This window comes from Megasphaera elsdenii DSM 20460 (assembly GCF_003010495.1).
GTDB lineage: Bacteria > Bacillota > Negativicutes > Veillonellales > Megasphaeraceae > Megasphaera > Megasphaera elsdenii.
Map to the genome: position 1 here is coordinate 283,201 of NZ_CP027570.1, position 19,198 is coordinate 302,398.

Genomic DNA, 19,198 nt, shown 5'->3' on the forward strand with positions numbered 1-19,198 from the left:
CGCTTTCTTCATTATAACAAAATAGGAAAACATTACAAGGGACGCACCCTGCGGATTTATAAAAATACTGTATACACGTCATGTTTTTCTGGCCTTTTCAGTCCTTCCCGCTGCTTTTCCTTTCTGTCATCCCGATGACGATAATTGTTCCTTCGTACAGTACAATCATTGGGATGGCAATGCACGTCTGGGTGAACATGTCCGTCGTCGGCGATACGACGCCGGCAAAGATGAAGGCCAGGAGGATGAAGACGCGGCGCTTGGCTTTCAGCATGGCCGCCGTCACCAGCCCCAGGCGGGACAGGACCAGGAGGACCAGGGGCAGTTCGAAGCCCAGGGCGAAAGGCAGGAGAAAGGCGATGAAAAACGATAGATACGCCGAGAGAGAGAACATGGGCTGCAACGACACCGTGGCAAAACCCATGAAGAACTGGATTGCCGCCGGCAGGACCCAGAAAAAGGCAAAGGCCGAACCGCCGTAAAATAAGAGCAGGGCCGACGGGATGAACCATAAGGCCGTCGTCACTTCCCCACCGCGCAGAGCCGGCCGCAGGAAGCGCCAGAATTCATAACAATGGATGGGCAGGGTGCCGAGAAAACCCGTAAAGGCAGCGACTTCTAAATAAGAAAAAAAGACTTCTGCCGGATTGAGGAAATACAATTTCCCGGCCGGAGCCGAAAGGACGGCGATGATATCTTCGGCGTATATATAGGAAATAATACTGCCCAGGAGCCAGGCTGCGAAGCAAACGATGAGGCGCCGCCGCAATTCCTCCAGGTGAAAAGTAATAGGAGCTCGTTCTTCAGACATGGGATTTCCTTTCAGGTGCATAAAAGGGCTTGTCGCACGACGACAAGCCCTTTAAAGTTGTTAGTGGCTAGCAGTTAGTTGTTAGAGGGTGGCTTTAAATTTGAAGTTTTTCTCTGCAAACTACAAACTCTGTGCTACAAACTATAAAGTAAACGGGGCCTCGCATGATGGCAAAAACCTTCGTGCGACAGCCCCATCTGCTACAAACTACAAACGCTGTACTACAAACTAATTATACATAATGTACGCGGGACGGATCGTAGCGGTCTTCGCGTGGTTTGTCTTCGGCTGTGGCCTGGGGATACCCCATGGCTACGATGGCGAAAGGCGTCAGGCCTTTGGGAACGCCGAGGGACCGGCGGACGAGGACTTCACGGGCCTTATACGGGGCGACGCCGAGCCATACGGCACCAAGGTCGAGGTGGACGGCTTCGAGCAGGATGTTTTCAACTGCTGCGCTGAGGTCGAGATTGACGAAAGCCGGGAAACGCATGTTTTCATCGCGGGAACAGACGACGATGGCCAAGGAAGCACCGGCAGCACAGCCAGCATAGGGACTGCAGTGGGATAAGTCCTGGATGACCCGTTTGTCGCGGACAACGTAAAATTCCCAAGGCTGCTGATTCCCAGCCGAAGGAGCGGCCATACCGGCGCGCAGTAACTGTTCTATCTTTTCATCTTCTACCATGGTCGGTAAAAATTTACGGATACTCCGTCTGGCAAAGATTTCATTCATGTGAATCGACTCCCTCCTATAATCATATGTCTATTCTATTATAACATATATAGATAGAAAGAAAAAGAAGTTGGATAGGCTTCCATCACGAATGATAAAAAAAAGCTTGTCGCGTATGCGACAAGCCTCTTTGCTTGGTGCCGAGGGAGGGACTTGAACCCTCACGGTGTTACCCGCCTGATTTTGAGTCAGGTGCGTCTGCCATTCCGCCACCCCGGCATATCTCTTGTGCCGGGCACTTTGTGTTTCAGTGCTTGGCACAAGAAGAATTATACCATAACTAGCAGAATCGTCAAGTATTTTTTTGAACTTTTTTAACTTAGTGGCCAGCCGGGACTTTTTCTTCCGAATCTTCGGCTACGACCATTTCTTCTTCCTTCAGATGAGCGAAGTATTTCTTCGTTTCGGCTACGACGACGCCCGAGAGGCCGATGAGGGCGATGAGGTTCGGGATAGCCATGAGGCCGTTTACGATATCAGCCAGGACCCAGATGACGTCGAGTTTGATGAAAGCGCCGCAGGCGACGAGGGCGATGAAGATGATGCGGTACGGCAGGATGCCTTTGACGCCGACGAGGTATTGGACACAGCGTTCACCGTAATAGTTCCAGCCGAGGATGGTCGTAAAAGCGAACAAGGTCAGGCCGACGCAGAGGATAATGCTGCCGTAAGCCGGGAACGCCATGTTGAAAGCAGCATTAGTCAGGGCTGCGCCATTGACGTCGCCCATCCAGGCACCGCTGACGACGAGGACCAGGCCCGTCAAGGTGCAGATGATGATGGTATCGATGAAAGTACCGGTCATGGAAATGAGGCCCTGTTCAGCCGGCCATTTCGTCTTGGCAGCAGCGGCTACGATAGGCGCACTACCCAAGCCCGATTCATTGGAGAAGACGCCGCGGGCGACGCCGTTACGCATAGCGACTAAGACCGTAGCGCCGAGGAAGCCGCCAGCTGCGGCAGTCGGCGTGAAGGCGCTGACGATGATCTGTTCGACAGCGGCCGGGATCTGATCGGCAAAGATGACCAGGAAAGCGACGGTAGAAACGACATAGATGACAGCCATGGCCGGGACGATCTTGGAAGCGACGCGGGCGATGGACTGGAGGCCGCCGATGGTGATGGCAGCGACGAGGATGGTCAAGACGATAGCCGTGTATTCGACGGGGATGCTCGTCGTCAGGCGCGTGATTTCAACGATGGAGTTGACCTGAGCGAACGTCCCGATGCCGAAGAAGGCGACGAGGACGCCGAAGAAGGCGAACAAGAAAGCCAAGGGCTTGTATTTCTTGCCCAAGCCGTTTTCGATGTAGTACATCGGGCCGCCGGCGATGTCGCCGTTCTTATCGACCGTACGGTATTTGACAGCCAGACAGCCTTCGGCGTATTTCGTGGCCATGCCGACAAAAGCAGCCATCCACATCCAGAAGATAGCCCCAGGACCACCAGCATGGACAGCCGTAGCGACGCCGACGATGTTGCCCGTGCCGACCGTAGCAGCCAAAGCCGTGCACAAAGCCTTGAAGCTGTCTACGTCGCCTTCACCCTGGTTCTTAGCCGTGAAGATGAGCTTCAGCGCTCTCGGCAGACGGAAGACTTGCAGCAAATGGAGACGGACAGTCAGCATCAGGCCGGTTCCGATGAGCAGGACCAGCAACGGCGGCCCCCAGACAAAACTATCAATGGCATTCAACGTTTCTAACATCTTTTCATACTCCCCTTTTGTTATGGTAATTATAATGACATGAAAAAAAGACCTATCATCATCACTCTGAAGATAGGTCCTAAGGGTCGCAGAAAAAAAGAAAGGTCATTCTGCCAGCTCTGTCCTTTTGCCTGAGAGATTAGGAATCACTTCCTTGCACCTTCGGCGCCCAAACGGGACTCTCCAGAGTCGTGTCCACACACGGTCCCACCCCCTGAGGGGCACCTGAGAGTTTGACTCCGTCGGTAGGCCAGGCCTTCTCCCGTGTGTTTCGTTCACGCAATATGTATGATGTGATTGTTATTATAAACCGGCTTCTTAAAAATTGCAAGCCCTTTACGGAAATTTGTCCGTATTCAGCGCACTTTTTTTTATAAATCAGTATCCGAAAAGGCATAGGGCAGGAGCTGGTCCAAAGTGACGACGCACCATTCCCCTTTCAGGTTGGCCATGATGACCTTGGGGATGTGAAATTCGGCCATAACCTGCCGGCAGGCGCCACAGGGTGAACAAGGGCCGGGCGTATCGGCGACGATGGCGATGGCCGCCAGGTCCCGCTCCCCTTCGGATACGGCCTTGAAAATAGCCGTCCGTTCGGCGCAGTTGCCCAGGGGATAACTGGAATTTTCGATGTTGCAGCCGCCATAGACTTTCCCCGACGCCGTCAGGACGGCGGCGCCGACGGGAAAATGAGAATACGGGCTGTACGAATGAGCGCGATATTGTTTCGCAATTTCAATGAGGGCTTCATCGGTCATACGGACAGACATCCTTTCAAGTGATCTATGACCCGGTCAGCCGTCTGCTGCCATTTGAGCGGCGTCAAAGCGATATGGCCCTGGCGGATGCAGGCGACGTCGCTGTCCTCAGGAGCCGTCGTCATGTCGATATCGCCGACGATGTGATAGCAGACACTGCCGTCGAGGTCGCGTTTCTCAGCGATGACGTTGTGATAGATCTGAACCGTCTGGGGCACGACGCGGACATTGTCCAGGCTGATATCGCCTTCAGGCGGCACGTTGACGTTGACGATGCCCGGGAAGCGGCCTTTCACGATGAGCTTCTGGACCAGGTCCCAGACGAGGTGAGCCGTCTGGACACAGCGTTCGTCCGTCATGCCCAGCATAGATACGGCAAAGGCCGGCAGACCGTAGTAAGGCCCTTCCATGGCGGCCGAGACGGTACCGGAATAGAGGACGTCGCTGCCCAGGTTGTAGCCGTCGTTGATGCCGGAAATGATGAGGTCCGGCTTGTCGTCTTTGAGGAAGTATTCCATGGCCATCTTGACGCAGTCGACAGGTGTACCGGACACGGCGATTTCCCGGATTCCCGGTACCGTCGATTCGTCACGGCAGTAGAGGGCCTTATTGATCGTCATGGAATGAGACGCCGCACTGCGCTGGCCATTGGGCGCAACGACAGTCAGGCGGCAGTCGTGGGATGCCAGCTCCCGTTTCAGCGTCTGAAGGCCCGGGGCCTTCAAACCGTCATCATTGGTCAACAAAATATGCATAGTCGAACTCCTTACTTCTTGTTTTCTTTCCGCAATAAGGCCGCGCTTTCATAAGACAGGGCCCGCGTATGCAGCGTGTGACTCCATTTCATCTTATGCCGGTCTTTGAAACCGAGGAAGTTGACGGGAATCCAGCTGTACATGAAAATCGGATAAATAATGAGATAAGCCCATGATTTCGGCGGCACTTTGATCTGCAAGAGGACGATGACCGGGATGAGGTACTGTCCGACGCCGATGATCGTCCAAATCTGGACGGGCACGATGGCATTGAGGATATTGGTGTAAAAAGGCAGGTAGGAATTGATTGAAGCCAGGACGGCATAAATCGTCGAAGCCATCATGAAGAACGGCTGGGACAAGGTAATGATGCCGTCGAGCATGCGGATGTTGCCGGTCTTGATGCCCCGGGCGAAGAGCTTGGGAATGAAGCGTTCGCCACAGTCACACTGGCCCTGGGCCCAGCGCTTGCGCTGGCGGCAGGACTGCATGAAGCCGACGACCTTTTCGTCATAAATGATGGCGTCGTGGGCCCAGCAGGTGCGGACGCCTTCCAGGAGGACTTTCATGGAAAATTCCATATCTTCCGTCAGGCAGTCACAGCCCCAGCCGTACTTGCGGACGATTTCCGTGGCGATGCACATGCCCGTGCCGCCCAGGGCCGTCGACAAGCCGATGTTGTACTTGGCCAAATGCCACATGTGGTTGATGAGCCAGAAGGCGATGGAAAAGGTGCCGGCAATCCACGAGTCCGTCGGATTCTTAGAATCCATATAGCCCTGGATGACCTTTTCCCCCTTGCAGAGGTGGTTGTTCATTTCCCGCAGAAATTCCGGATGGACCAGATTATCCGCATCGAAGACGACGAAGGCGTCGTACTGCTTTTCCTGGGCCAGCATCTGCGAGAACATCCAGTCCAGGGCATAGCCCTTGCCGACTTGTTCCTTATTGGTCCGCACTTTGACGATGGCCCCGTGTTCACGGCAGATGTCGGCCGTATGGTCCGTGCAGTTATCGGCGACGACGTAGATGTCATACATATCCTTAGGATAGTTGAGCTGCTTCAGGTTGTCGATGAGCTGCCAGACGACTTTTTCTTCGTTATGCGCGCAAATAACGGCAGCGAAGGTATTCTTAGGCGCTACCGTAATGCGTTCCCGCCGCTTCATGAGGCCGAAGCAGGCCAGGATGAAATAATACAGGGAATAAAAAACGATGATGACCTGTATGGGTATCATGATGATATCCAAGATGTGTTCCATATGCGACTCTCCCTAAAGACTTAGCGAGCAGCTGCGACGTTCATGGCCGTATTGACTAACCCGAAGACGATGTACAGTAAGAAGGGCATGGTGATGACCAGATGCCAGTCGACAAAGGCCAGGACCAGGGCACCGAAGACCAGGGCGATAGCCAGGGCCGATTTGTGGAGTACGTCCGGGCTGGCCCCTTTGAAATCGGGGTTGTGGACCTTGCTGACCAGATGATAGCCCAAGAGGACGACGAAAATGGCCAGCAGCCAGGCCGGCAGGACGGCTCCGGAAATGACATACGTCGCGATGAGGCAGCCGCCGTTCGGGATAGGCATGCCCTGGAAATAGCCATGGATGACGCCGGTATTCAAGTTGAACCGGGCCAGACGGATACCGCCGAGGGCGGCATAGATGATGGCCGGGATGGCGCCGATCCAGCCCAGGGACTGCAGCGAATAGGAATAAATCAAAAAGGCCGAAGCCGCCCCGAAGGATACGACATCGGACAAGGAATCGAGTTCCTTGCCAAAATCACCGGCGACGCCCAGAGCGCGGGCCGAACGGCCGTCGCAGGCGTCGCAGACCATGGCCAGCAGGATGCAGACACCGGCCCAGGTATAGAGCCCGTGGAGGGTCATGATCATACTCAGGACCCCGAAACTGAGGTTCCCTGAGGTAAACAGACACGGTATTACATTTTTCATTGGACAATCCTCCCTATGACTGATTCACCGCCGCGGACTTTATCGCCCTTCTTGACCGTGATTTCCACATTGTCGCGGACATAGATTTCCGCACAGGAACCGAATTTGATCATACCGTACAGCTGGCCGTGCTGCAGTTCGTCGCCCAAGGTGACCCAGGAGACGATGCGCCGCGCCAGGATGCCGGCAATGATGGTGACCAGGATATCCGTATGGGCTGAATGGATGCCGATGGAATAGCGTTCATTTTCATAGCCGACGCCTTCTTTATAGGCCGGACGGAAGCGGCCGCAGGTATATTGCTGGAAATCGATGGTCCCGGCCAGCGGTGCCCGGTTGACATGGGCATCGAAGATGGACAGGAAAATGATGATTTTCCGGCACTTCTGGTTGAGGTACGAATCTTCTTCTACGTCTTCGACGCCGACGACAGTCCCATCTGCCGGCGACACCAGGAGCCGTTCATCAGCCGGTATGGTCCGGCTGGGATTTCGGAAGAAATAGGTAAAATACCCGGCCAGCAGCAACGGCAGGACCGCTACATAGGCATTGAGGAAATATCCGGCGGCGACAGCCAGCAACAGGGGCACGATAATGAAGGGGTATCCGTCTTCTACGATATAAGGTTTGTTCAAGACATCACTTTTCAACTCATCACCTCATCACTTAGCCCGGCCGCCCAGCTTGACAGCCGCGACGAATTTCGGCAGCGCCAGCATGCGCTTGAACCGGGTCGGCTCTTTCAACAGGCGATAGAGCCATTCCAGGCGGTTATCCTGCATCCACTTCGGAGCCCGGCCGGCTTTGCCAGCCAGGACGTCGAAAGTTCCGCCGACACCCATGCAGACGCAGGGGCCGAGTTCATAAAGATGCTCGGATATCCATTTTTCCTGTTTCGGCACGCCTAAGGCGACCAAGAGGATGCGCGTCCCCTGGCTGCGGATATCTTCGATGATATCCTTTTCTTCATCGGCCGAAAAGAATCCCGAATGAGTCCCGGCGATATGAAGGGACCCGATTTGCTGCTGCACATTGGCCGCAGCCTGTTCAGCGATGCCCGGAGCACCGCCAAAGAGGTAGACAGGAGTTTGGCGTGCGGCTGCTTCTTGGAGCAGACTGCACGCCAAATCGACACCTGTCACGCGTTCTTTAAATTTCTTGCCCTGCTGTTCTGCAGCCCACAGGACGCCGGCCCCGTCGGGAACTACCAGGTCGGCATGCTGGAGGATATGGGCCAGTTCGCGGTCCGTCTGGGCCCGCATGACCATTTCTGCATTGGCCGTCGCAATGGAAGCGGCCCGGCCTTCGTCGATGCACTTAAAGGCCAGGTTACGAGCTTCTTCCATAGTGACGTTCCATATAGGGATGGACAAGATATCGATGGTACTAATCAACGTATCCCTCCGCCCTGCTTAGTTTACGCTGTAGTTCGGAGCTTCTTTCGTGATATTGACATCATGCGGATGGCTTTCACGAAGACCAGCTGCGGTAATCTGGATGAACTGCGTATTTTCAATCATTTCTTTAATGTTGTGGCAGCCACAGTAACCCATGGATGCGCGGAGACCGCCGACCATCTGGTAAATCGTGTCAGCTGCCGGTCCTTTGTACGGTACACGGCCTTCGATGCCTTCGGGGACGAGCTTCTTAGCGTCTTCCTGGAAGTAACGGTCCTTACTGCCACATTCCATCGCAGCCAGGGAGCCCATGCCGCGGTATTCTTTGTAGCTGCGGCCCTGGTAGATGACCGTTTCGCCCGGGCTTTCTTCCGTGCCGGCCAGGAGGTTGCCCATCATGACGACGTTGCCGCCGGCAGCGATGGCTTTGGCCATATCACCGGAATATTTGATGCCGCCGTCGGCGATGATGGGGATACCATAGCGCTGAGCGACTTTAGCACATTCATAGACGGCTGTGATCTGCGGTACGCCGATACCAGCGACGATACGGGTCGTGCAGATGGAGCCAGGGCCGATGCCGACTTTGACAGCGTCGACGCCACATTCGATGAGGGCTTCCGTAGCGGCGCCCGTAGCGACGTTGCCGGCGATGACCGGGAGGTGCGGATACATCTTCTTGATTTCTTTCAGCGTATTGAGGACGCCCAGGGAATGGCCGTGAGCCGTATCGATGACGACGACGTCGACTTTGGCTGCGACGAGGGCATCGAGGCGGTCCGTCATGTCATGGGTTACGCCGACAGCAGCGGCGACCAGGAGGCGGCCATTACCGTCTTTGGCCGAGTTCGGGTATTTCGTAGCTTTTTCGATATCCTTGATGGTAATGAGGCCTTGCAGGTTACCTTCTTTATCGACAAGGGGTAATTTTTCAATGCGGTGCTTGCGGAGAATTTCTTTAGCTTCTGCCAGGGATGTGCCGACAGGAGCGGTAATCAGGTTTTCTTTGGTCATGATGTCACCGATGCGGCGGCTCATGTCTTCTTCAAAGCGCATATCACGGTTGGTGATGATGCCGACGAGTTTGCCATCGACCGTGATGGGGACGCCGGAGATGCGGTACTTGCCCATCAATTCATTGGCATCAGCCAGGAGATTATCGGGATGAAGGAAAATCGGGTCGATGATGATGCCGTGTTCCGACCGTTTTACTTTGTCGACTTCCCGCGCCTGGGCGGCGATGGACATGTTCTTATGAATAACGCCGATACCACCTTCGCGGGCAACGGCAATAGCCATAGGAGCTTCTGTAACGGTATCCATACCAGAGCTCATAATAGGAATATTCAGTTTGATATCGCGCGTCAGGTTCGTCGAAACGTCGACTTCCTTCGGAAGCACGTCGGATTTTGCCGGAACCAGGAGAACGTCATCAAATGTCAAACCTCTCATACCAAATTTATCAGATCTCATATTTGCACCTCTGTTTTGAAAAATATAAGAAACTAAGGGGAAATACCCCTAAATAGCTTATCCCTTATTATAACTGAAATCAACTCGTATGTACATATATTACAGAAAAATTTCTGTCAGTTATTTAAAAGTCCGGCAAAAGTCTGGCCAAAACGCCGCTTCAAGGGCGCCTCGGCCTGGGCCGTATCCTCGTGGTCCAGCCACCACTGCCGGGCTGCATCGCGGGCTGCCGCCAGGATGGGCACATCGCTCAGGATGTCGGCGGCCTTCAAATCGGGCAGTCCGTGCTGCATGTAGCCGAAGAGCTGGCCCGAACCGCGCAGGAGCAGATCTTTTTCGGCTAGCGTGAAGCCGTCATGTATCTGTTCCATCCATTTCAGGCGCTGCCGCGTCTCGTCGCTGCCGCCCTTGGCCATGAGGATGCAATAGGCCTGCTGGTCGCCGCGGCCGACGCGGCCCCGCAGCTGATGGAGCTGGGCCAGGCCGAAGCGTTCGGCGCCGTCGATGAACATGACCGTCGCGTTAGGGACGTTGACGCCAACTTCGATGACACTCGTCGCGACCAGGAGCTGTATATCCCCTTTCTGGAAGGCTTCCATGACGGCTTCTTTTTCTTTGCCGGCCATGCGGCCGTGGACGAGGCCGCATGGCCGCTTGGTAAAGACCTGGGTCCGCAGCTGTTCATAGAGTTCCGTCGCCGCCTGCAAGTCGACTGTCTCCGACGCTTCGACGAGGGGACAGACGACGTAACACTGCTGGCCCTGGGCCATGAGCTTGTCCATGAAAACATAGACCCGCCGGCGCAGAGCTTCGCCGACGGCATAGGTCTTGACCCGTTTCCGGCCCGGCGGCATCTCGCGGATGGACGACACGTCCAGGTCACCATAGAGGGACAGGGTCAGCGTCCGGGGAATGGGCGTGGCCGTCATGAACAGGGCGTGCGGCTCTTTTCCCTTCTGTTCCAGGGCTGACCGCTGGCGGACGCCGAAGCGGTGCTGTTCGTCCGTGACGACCAGTCCCAGGCAGCGGAAGGCCACGTCGTCCTGGATGAGAGCATGGGTCCCGATGAGGATGTCGATCCGGCCGTCAGCCAGGTCTGCCAGCAGCTGTTTCCGTTCTTTTGCCGTCGTCCGGCCGGTCAATAAGGCGATGCGCACGTCCAGGCCCTGGAAGAGGCGGCAAAATTCGTCGTAATGCTGGGCCGCCAGGATACCCGTCGGCGCCATGAGGGCCCCTTGGTAGCCATTCTCGACGATTTTCGCCAGGGCCAGGGCGGCGACGACGGTCTTGCCCGAGCCGACATCGCCCTGGACCAGGCGCTGCATGGGGACTTCGCTTTCCATGTCGGCCTGGATATCGAGGAAGGCCTGGGTCTGGCCTTTCGTCAGGGTAAAGGGCAGGTGCTCATAAAAGGTCTTGAGCAGCTTGCCATTGGGACTGCATTTGAGGCCTTGGCGCTTGCCTTCATGGCGCCGACGCAGGAGCAGGCCGAGCTGCATGTCGAAGAGCTCTTCAAAGGCCAGCTGGCGCCGGGCCTGTTCCCGTTTCTCCATAGAATCGGGAAAGTGTATCTGCTCATAGGCTTCGAGCGTCGGCATGGTGGCAAAGGGCGACTGGCGGCAGCCGTCCCAGCCCGGCAGGATGTCCAGATGCTCCCTGGCCAGGTCCAGGGCCTGGCGCACGGCTTTGCGGATATCCTGCTGGCGCAGGCCATCGGTCAGGCCGTACAGGGGGACGAAGCCCTCGCCTTCGGCCCGCCCTTCTTCCGTGTCAGGCCCATTCATCTGACGGCGGCCATAAGCCCATTCCAGCTTGCCAAAAGCCGTCAAAGTCATGCCCACGCGTAACTGGCGTTTCTTGAAAGCCTGGTTGAACCAGACCAGCTCGACCGCCCCCGTCCCGTCGCTGACCCTGACTTTCAACAGCGACAGGCCCCGGCGGGGCCGCATTTCCTGGACTGACGCGACGGTCCCGCAGAGGACCAGGGACTTCCCCGTCCCGCACGGGGCCTGGCCGATGGGCCAGATATGGCTGCGGTCTTCGTAGTCGCGGGGAAAATATTGCAGCAAGTCGGACACCGTCGCCAGATGAAGCCGGGCAAACAGGGCTTCTTTGCGCGGTCCGATGCCTTTTAAATCGCGAATAGAAAAATTCATACCAAAAACTCCTTGTCAAATATTCGTTTTTATTGTATCATATTTCGTAGGCTTTTTATAAAAAATAAAACTTGCTTTACCTAATAATCTGTGATAAGATTTATATGTTGTACTGTGATGGTGCAGGGAGGTGTAACCAATGGCAAACTTTTGCGAAATCTGTGGTAAAGGAACAATGAGCGGCATGAATGTCAGCCATTCCCACTTGAAAACGAAAAAAACCTGGAAACCGAATATCCAGCGTGTCCGCGCTGTCGTCGACGGCGAAGTAAAACGAGTTAATGTTTGCACTCGTTGCCTTCGTTCCGGTAAAGTCCAGCGTGATGTTTAAGGATGATAAAAAAAGCGTTGTCTGTGAAGACAACGCTTTTTTTAGTGGCTCGTGGCGCCCCTACATGCGGCCCGCAAACGGCGAACGGCGAACGGCGGGACGCCCTTTGGGCGTCCCCTACATGCATATGTATCTTGCCAGGCGGGCCGCCCGGTCTTCGATTCCTTCGTTCTGGAGGATGCTCTTGGGGGCATTGGCCGTTTCGATGAGGGCGAAGTACGGCGGCAGGATGAAGTTCTTGTTGCAGTTCATGGCGTCGATGACCTGTTCGGCTACGATGTCGCCGCCGCTGTAGCCGGAAACGACCAGGGCATAGACTTCCTTTCTGGCAAAGGCCGCTTCTTCCTTGCGGAACAAGGCCGTCAGCCTGTTGAAGAAAGCCATAATGTTGGCGCTGACGGCGTCGTTATAATTCGGACAGACAAGGACGATGACATCCCCTTTGCGGACAGCGGGATAGACTTTTTCCACCATGACGCCGCCGTAGAAACAGTCCCCTTTTTCACCGAAATGGAGGCACGTTTCATAGCTGCAGCCCCGGCAGTCGACGACAGTCCCATTGCGCAGGGAAATTTCCGTGACCCTGGCCTTCCCCTGTAAATGGCGCTGCACCATTTCCCAGAGGAGGAGCGTGTTCGACGTGCGGCGGCTGCTGGCGTGGAGGACGACGACGTCCTTAGTCTTCCCGGTCCCGTCGGGCCGGGTGAAAGCCAGCAGTTTACTGACCAGGCGGCCGGCACTGACGGCGTAGGCTTCCTCATTGGAAAGGCCCTGGATCTGAGCCTGGGTATTAAAATTATAAAGGGATCCCGTAGCCTCGACAAGGGGCTTGCCGGGAAAGACACAGCCGGCCTGATTGGCAAAGAAAATCAGCTCCCGGCCTATTTTTTTTGTAAAAAACTCCCCCTGCCCGTCGACGAGGACGGCACCGCGGCAGCCGGCCAGACAATGGCGGTGGCGGACCAGACAGGATACGAGGTGGACATAGGACAGGCTGACGCCGGCCTTGGGCAGGGCGACGGCGAAGAGGACAGCTGTCCCCTCTTTTTCGGCCCGCGTCCGGACGCACCAGCGCAAGAAGGCCTTTTCCCGTTCGATGACCTGATACGTCCGCCCTTCCAGGGCCCGGCTGAGAACGCGGCCGATGCGCTCCGTATGACCGGCTTCGTCCCAGCCGACCTTCACGACTAACAGCATAGAACAGCCCCCTTCCTAGACGAGACGGCTCAACGCCGTATAGGCCCGCTTCCAGCGTTCGTACAGGGCCGGGCAGGCACAGACGTCTTCATAAGTCACCTGGCCGCCGGCGACGCGGTTCTTGACGCCGAAAAAGGCTCCCTTCGATGCATCGCCGAGATAGACTGAGCCATAATGCCACTGGCCCCGAAGGGTCAGGATGATCGACAGGGCCGCTGACGACAGGGCCGGCGCGATATAGGGCTTATAGCCCAGGTCGCGGACGGCGATGTTGGCATGGACGACGAGGTCCGTCAGCTCCCGCGACAAGGCGTCGTCGTAGTCTTCCATGCTGTCGGCGATGACCAGGTCCGCCCCATGGGGGCCAAAGGCCCGGCCTTCCGTCAGGTAGTGGGCAAAACGCGGATTTTTCTTGGCGTAATAGCAGGCCCGGGCATGCATGACGCCCAGGCCATAGCCCTGGATCTGGGCCGGATGGAGGCCCGATTCCGTCAAGAAGGCCCGGCACAAGGGGTCGACCGGATCCGATACGATACAGACCTGGCCGCCGAAGCCCGCCTGGCGGGCCAGGCCGGCATAGTGGGCGATGAGGCTGCGGTTGGCTTCGAGCTGGGCCATGCGTACATCGCCGCCGGCTCCGACAGGCGGCACGCCCTTGCTGGCACAGAAGATAAAGACGTCGCAGTCGAAGACGTCTTCTTCCCCGACGACCGTCACGGCTGGCAGGACCGGGTCCGGACAGCCTTCCTGGCCGGCAAAGGGATAGCGAATCTGGTTCATTTCCATTTCCAGACGGGCCAGGTTCTTCTCATTGATGTCGCACATGCCGACGGAAGCGATGACGTCCTGCCCGGCCAGGAGCAGTCCGATGAGCATGGTCGTCCCCACATCGCCTAAGGCGACGATGTGGACGCGGGCTTTCCGGGCCAGCTGCGGCGCCCTGTCGAGAGGCATGGCAGACGCCCCGATGTCAGCGGGTAAATCGTGGATCCATTTATTCAAAGTCTTCATCTCCTTCTCCCCAGCGCAGGCGGATGAGCCGTTCGATATCGTTCTTGATGAACCGCGTCGGGTCCATGTTCTCATCGAACTTAACGCCGACGTCGATATCGGGGATGCGCGGGTACGTAATAACTTCGCCGAGCCGCTTCAGGGTCAGGCGCTTTTCAAACGTTTCCTGATAGACGTCCTGCAAGGTTTCCATGATGGACGCGGCGTTCTGCAGGCACGTCAGGGAATAGAGGTAATCGGCTTCGCTCTTCCCCTTGCCGATGAAGGCCGGCTTGACATAGGGAAGGACCAGGTTGATCGACGGGTTGCGGCCGTAACCGCTGTAGTTATGGGCATTGTCCAGGCTGTCGCCGCCGATGAAAGGATAGCAGTCCCTTTCATTGAGCCAGACTTCCAGGCTGGGCAGGAAATAAGCGCTTTCGGCACGGATGTTCTTTTCTTCCATCATATCCATGGCCTGACCGGTCATGACGCCGACCAGGACTTCTTTGATCTCTACGTCGTTCTGTTCCAGATAAGGCGTCAGCATGCGCATGCGATGGCCCTTGTGCAGGAGGTCGTCAATGAGGATGACCGGCCGGTTGAAGGACTTGATGGTCTTGACCTGGTTGTCGACGGACGAATAATGCTGACACTCTGCAATGGTAAAGCCCTTGACGGTGCGGTTGAAATACTTGTCGATATGGAGGCCCTTAGTGACCGTATTGGGCACGAGGACATCGCTCAGGGCCTTGCCGAAGGGGACCGACATGTACGGCCCGCGGCGCTTCTTCTTATCTTCGACGATGGAGACACCGTTGATTTCAGCCACCTTCTTGATGATCTTGTTGTAAAAGGCACTCATGTTGAACGACAAGATGAGCTGGCCCGGATAAATGTGGTTCATGACCGACAGTAAGTTGTTGTGAGCCTCATAGATAGCCCGGCGGACGCGGGGATTCTTATTGAAGGGGTTCTTGATGGTCGTCTCGACGTCGCGGAAAATGACGATAGGCGACTTCATATTGACAGCATAAATCGGCTGTTCCCCAGACGGAGCAATGTTGACGAAGCCCTGGCGGCGCAAAGCGTCGATGACGGTCGCTTCATAGCCGGCCGGATCGACGGGATGGTAGACGGCATAAGCGAAGTCGCGGGCAATGAGTTCCGTCAGGATTTCCGTAATGATGATCTGGCTGACGTTGGCAATGCCGGCCATATCATCGGCATAGAGGAAGCCGATGCAGGCAATGCCGCCGTCGGCCGCGTCGCGGATGTGGGAGGCAATGGCCGAGTCGTGAAATTCGCGCAGCAAATCGCGGGAGCCGACGCGATGGACGGCGGCATAGGCGATCATCTTCCGTTCCTGACTGGCGTCGTCGATGTACAAGGTCCAGACGTAATCCTTTTCGACATAGCTGTCGACGGTTTCCGTATGGTAGCCCTTGTCCCAGAGGGCACTGCAAATGGGCCACAAGCTTTCGGCGCCGCGCGGCTTGAAGGAACCGATGCCGATTTCCCGGGCTTCCAGGACGTGCTTATAGGCCGGTTCGCGCAGATAAAGGTTATTGTCGTAAATGAAATTCTGGGCCACGGCGTCGATGAGGTTGGAAATATCCCGGTTGAGGTCGATGTTCTCGCGTATCTTCGTCGAACTGATGTCTTCGTAGAATTTGTCCAGAGTCAGGCGGATGACCTTGCCCTGGATGCCGTAAGTCTTTTCCGGCTGGTCCGTTTCCGGGTTTTCCCGGGTCTCCCGGGCAAAGGCGATGTGGTTCACCGTATGGATCGAATCGGGAGTCGGCACGGCCCGGTAGGCCGAGGCATTCTCGATGACGTCCGTCCCGACGGCGATGTACAGGTCCCGGCCGGCAAAGATTTCCTTGAGCTTCTTGATGTCCGCCGGATTGGCGATGTTGATGGGGATATCATCGGGGAAAGGATACATATTCTCTTCATCGGCGACGGACATATTCATGATCTTGCGGCGCATGAGCCGCGGCTGGGTATGCTTGGACCAGGAAAATTCATCGAGGGCCAGGTAAATATCGAAGCCCAGGTCGCGTATCTTGCAGGCCACGGCCTTATGGCCCAGGCTGAAGGGGTCGAAGGTCCCCGGATAGAAGCAGGGCTTGCGGCCCTTTTCGAAGGCAAAGGAACCGCAGGCAAATTCATGCTGGCTGATATAGCGGTAGATGTGGTTGAGCACGGCCGAATTGCTGTAGAAATCCAGGTTCTCTTCACTATTTTCATCGAGGAGGACCAGGAGCTTCTTATAGCAATGGCTGAACAAGAAATCCTTCCGCTCTTCCGGCATGATCGGGCTGTGGAAGATGAATTTCCCCAAATCGCGGAAGGCGTCGCGGCTCAGCTCCTTATTGTAATGGGCGTAGGCCTTGATCATGATGTACAACAGCTGGCGCTGACGTTTGTCGTTGACTGCCGGGTCCTGGGAAAATTCCTTGGCAAATTCATCGAAATGTTCCAAAATGATGCCGACCGTCTGGACCATGGACGAAGCCAGGGGGATATTGACATTGAGTATCTGCCCTTCGATGGTCTTGACAAATTCGTCAAATTCCCGCGGCGGCAGCTTGAGGATCATCTTGCCCAGAAACTCCGGCACGTACTTGGATATCTGCGGGTCGCCGATTTCCAGGCCGTTGAACAGTTCCACCGTCAATTCATTCCGCTGGGCATAGGTCATGGTGGAAGCGATCTTGAGCAGGCTGTCGCCGGCGGCGCGGCGGACGAAAATGGATTCGCTGACCTTGAGGAGGTTGGTCAGATGCGTCCCCAGGTGCATGACGCTGCCGGCGTCGCTCTGGCCGTCGATATAGCGCAGCATGAGTTCCAGGTTGGCCACCTTGACGACCCAATGGGTCCCCATCTTGAGGTCGACCAGGAAGAGATTGCCTTCCCGTTCAAAAAAGGCATCCCGCCCTTCGGGCAGGTCCATGACCGTCAGCAGGTCTTTATAATACAAATCGTCGGAATAGTCGGCGAAGACGTGGCGGGCACAGTTGAGGGCAGCGACGCGCAGGTTGAAGGAATCGCTTTTCCTCGCCGTTTCGACGAAAGGTGCCGCTGCCGCCATGAATCCGTCATCCAGATAAATCCGGTCCATATCGGCCAGGACCTTCAAGAGGATGATATACTCTTCTTCACTGTAGTTGCGCCGCTCGTAGTACGGCCCCATGATGGCCGTATAGCGGCAGCACTGGGACGGGGCGCAGCGCTGCAGAACGGCTGAGATGAATGTACTCAGGCAATAGCCGATCCACAATTTATGCTGTTCTGTGAAGCGGATGTCCGGACAGATGATGCGGTCCAGGTAGGTCGTAAACAAGGACAGGTTGGTCACGGATTTCGCCGGCAGGGAGACGCCTTCGGGCAGTTCCTTCGTATACGTATCGTTGAAGTTGGCAATGATGCGCCCCATGAGAGCGGCTGCCTGCAGGCGGATATCCCCTTCGCGGTGGGACAAGAGCTCGTAGAGGAACTTCAAGGTCATGAGTTTCTGATGTTCCGTCATGTACGTCGAATATTCCTCGAAAATGCCGATATACGTGCGGACATTCTTCCACAGCCGTTCGCTTCGGGCCGCTTCGATGAGGTTGCCGAAATCGCTTTCATCGCGGAAGATGCTCATGAGGCGGATATTGTGGTCGATGGCGGCATATTTGAGCTGGTCAATGACGTCGTTGCCTTCGAGGAGGACCTTTTCCCGATGGACGGGCTGCGGCGGGTCGGCCGGCTGCCAGGCAAAGTCCGCCGGCAGTTCCGTGACGACGCCGTGTTCTTCCATAAAGGCTTCAAAATCCGCCAGTTTGGCATAGACTTTCTGGTAACGCTGGCGCTTGGCTTCATCGACATTATCCAGTTTGCCTAAGATGACATCGAAGGCTTCGGCCAGGGAATAGAAATGGACGATTTCCTTGCCCTTATCATTGCGGCTGCTCTTGACGCGGAAGTCGGCATAGATGAGGAGCAGCGATTCGACGGACAAGTTTTCCAGCTCCAGGTCCCATACCGAATGGTTCGCCGCGATGTGACCGATAGCCGGCAGGCCCAGGCGGCGGCAGCACATGCCCGTATAATAATAATGTAAATAAGGGACGCGCTTTTCTTCATTCTTCTTGCAGCCATATTTGCCGATATCGTGGCAGGCGGCGGCGCCGGAAATGAGGGCCACGTCGACGGGGATGCCGTTCCGGGCCAGCTGGCGGGCCGCATAGACGGCGACGTAATGGACGCCGCCGACATGACCGAGCGTATTGAACGGCGTAATATCGATGCCGATGCGCATAAATTCATAAATATAATCATCAGTGGCCAGCATCCGCAGGCGGAGGTATTCCTTGATGTAGCCTTTACGGGCGATTTCTTCCGCTGGAATGAGTGGCATGTCCTTTTTCGGATCAAAAGGCAATACGTTCCGTTCATAGTGATAGAGGCCGCGAAGGAGCTGCATAAAAATGAGGCAGCCCTGGCGATAGATATCCCCTTGGGCCCCGCGGCCTACAGCCGCTTCCAATTCCCGGTTCCCCTGACAGGACCCGGGGAACAGCCGGACCAGGACCCGCCGGTAGCAGCATTTCAGCCAACCTCCGGGCGGTTCCTGGCGAAGGCAATCCAAGTACAGCTGCGCTGCCGCCAGGACCTGTGGCGACAGGAAACGCCCATCTTCATCGCGGCATCCTTGCAGCTCATCGGCCAGGGCCCGCAGATGGCTGCGGCGGATCCAGGCCGTCATTTCCTCTTTGTCCATTCCCAGCGTCGCTAAAAAATGCCGGCTCTCCAAGGCCGCCGTCATGGACGTGAAAATGGCTGTCGTTGAATCTTTCATAACCTACCTCGCTTTCCTTATAGTCATAAAAAAAGGCTCGTCGCCGAGCGACAAGCCTTTTTCCCGCTAGCCGCCATTGGCTA

General features: G+C 56.1%; 15 protein-coding genes, 1 tRNA gene and 1 riboswitch. Of the genes, 1 reads left to right on the forward strand and 15 read right to left on the reverse strand.

What is annotated here, in order from left to right:
• Positions 1-97: 97 nt before the first annotated feature.
• The 12 genes from tatC to recG form a co-directional block, all read right to left on the reverse strand.
• Entirely contained in the window at positions 98-811 is a 714-nt protein-coding gene (gene tatC / locus C6362_RS01395) for a twin-arginine translocase subunit TatC (protein ID WP_014014984.1), read from the reverse strand.
• Between the two features lie 232 nt (positions 812-1,043).
• Positions 1,044-1,547, reverse strand: a complete 504-nt coding sequence (locus tag C6362_RS01400; protein WP_014014985.1) for a nitroreductase family protein — start codon at positions 1,545-1,547, stop codon at positions 1,044-1,046.
• Between the two features lie 135 nt (positions 1,548-1,682).
• Positions 1,683-1,766: transfer RNA gene (locus C6362_RS01405), tRNA-Leu, on the reverse strand.
• A gap of 100 nt (positions 1,767-1,866) precedes the next feature.
• Positions 1,867-3,252, reverse strand: coding sequence for an alanine/glycine:cation symporter family protein (locus tag C6362_RS01410; protein ID WP_014014986.1), 1,386 nt, complete (start codon positions 3,250-3,252; stop codon positions 1,867-1,869).
• Between the two features lie 109 nt (positions 3,253-3,361).
• A riboswitch (glycine riboswitch) is annotated at positions 3,362-3,449 on the reverse strand.
• A 174-nt stretch (positions 3,450-3,623) separates the two neighbouring features.
• The gene (locus C6362_RS01415; RefSeq protein WP_014014987.1) at positions 3,624-4,010 is read right to left on the reverse strand and encodes a cytidine deaminase; all 387 of its coding nucleotides are present in this window, start codon (positions 4,008-4,010) and stop codon (positions 3,624-3,626) included.
• On the reverse strand, positions 4,007-4,765 hold the full coding sequence (gene surE / locus C6362_RS01420) for a 5'/3'-nucleotidase SurE (RefSeq protein WP_014014988.1): 759 nt from the start codon (positions 4,763-4,765) through the stop codon (positions 4,007-4,009). Before surE ends, C6362_RS01415 begins: the two co-directional genes overlap by 4 nt.
• An 11-nt stretch (positions 4,766-4,776) precedes the next feature.
• Positions 4,777-6,027: a glycosyltransferase family 2 protein gene (locus tag C6362_RS01425; RefSeq protein WP_014014989.1), complete on the reverse strand. Its 1,251-nt coding sequence runs from the start codon at positions 6,025-6,027 to the stop codon at positions 4,777-4,779.
• A gap of 20 nt (positions 6,028-6,047) precedes the next feature.
• Positions 6,048-6,722 carry a CDP-alcohol phosphatidyltransferase family protein gene (locus C6362_RS01430; protein WP_014014990.1) on the reverse strand — a complete coding sequence of 225 codons (675 nt, stop codon included), beginning with the start codon at positions 6,720-6,722 and terminating at the stop codon, positions 6,048-6,050.
• On the reverse strand, positions 6,719-7,357 hold the full coding sequence (locus C6362_RS01435; protein WP_027894684.1) for a phosphatidylserine decarboxylase: 639 nt from the start codon (positions 7,355-7,357) through the stop codon (positions 6,719-6,721). Before C6362_RS01435 ends, C6362_RS01430 begins: the two co-directional genes overlap by 4 nt.
• Before the next feature lie 27 nt (positions 7,358-7,384).
• Positions 7,385-8,116 (reverse strand): WecB/TagA/CpsF family glycosyltransferase, encoded by a 732-nt coding sequence (locus C6362_RS01440; protein ID WP_014014992.1) that lies wholly within the window; start codon positions 8,114-8,116, stop codon positions 7,385-7,387.
• Positions 8,117-8,134: 18 nt separating this feature from the next.
• Positions 8,135-9,592, reverse strand: a complete 1,458-nt coding sequence (gene guaB, locus C6362_RS01445) for an IMP dehydrogenase (RefSeq protein WP_014014993.1) — start codon at positions 9,590-9,592, stop codon at positions 8,135-8,137.
• A gap of 116 nt (positions 9,593-9,708) precedes the next feature.
• Positions 9,709-11,748: an ATP-dependent DNA helicase RecG gene (recG, locus tag C6362_RS01450; protein ID WP_014014994.1), complete on the reverse strand. Its 2,040-nt coding sequence runs from the start codon at positions 11,746-11,748 to the stop codon at positions 9,709-9,711.
• A gap of 139 nt (positions 11,749-11,887) precedes the next feature.
• Here recG and rpmB point away from each other — a divergent pair, with 139 nt between their 5' ends.
• Positions 11,888-12,079 (forward strand): 50S ribosomal protein L28, encoded by a 192-nt coding sequence (rpmB, locus tag C6362_RS01455; protein ID WP_014014995.1) that lies wholly within the window; start codon positions 11,888-11,890, stop codon positions 12,077-12,079.
• 117 nt (positions 12,080-12,196) lie between these two features.
• On the opposite strand, the gene C6362_RS01460 is transcribed toward rpmB, so the two are convergent.
• The 3 genes from C6362_RS01460 to C6362_RS01470 are packed head-to-tail and all read right to left on the reverse strand — an operon-like array spanning position 12,197 to position 19,115.
• Positions 12,197-13,276 carry a flavodoxin family protein gene (locus C6362_RS01460; RefSeq protein ID WP_014014996.1) on the reverse strand — a complete coding sequence of 360 codons (1,080 nt, stop codon included), beginning with the start codon at positions 13,274-13,276 and terminating at the stop codon, positions 12,197-12,199.
• A gap of 15 nt (positions 13,277-13,291) precedes the next feature.
• The gene (locus C6362_RS01465) at positions 13,292-14,287 is read right to left on the reverse strand and encodes a Rossmann-fold NAD(P)-binding domain-containing protein (protein ID WP_014014997.1); all 996 of its coding nucleotides are present in this window, start codon (positions 14,285-14,287) and stop codon (positions 13,292-13,294) included.
• On the reverse strand, positions 14,271-19,115 hold the full coding sequence (locus tag C6362_RS01470; protein ID WP_014014998.1) for a nucleotidyl transferase family protein: 4,845 nt from the start codon (positions 19,113-19,115) through the stop codon (positions 14,271-14,273). The genes C6362_RS01465 and C6362_RS01470 overlap by 17 nt, the downstream gene beginning before the upstream one ends.
• Positions 19,116-19,198 lie beyond the last annotated feature (83 nt).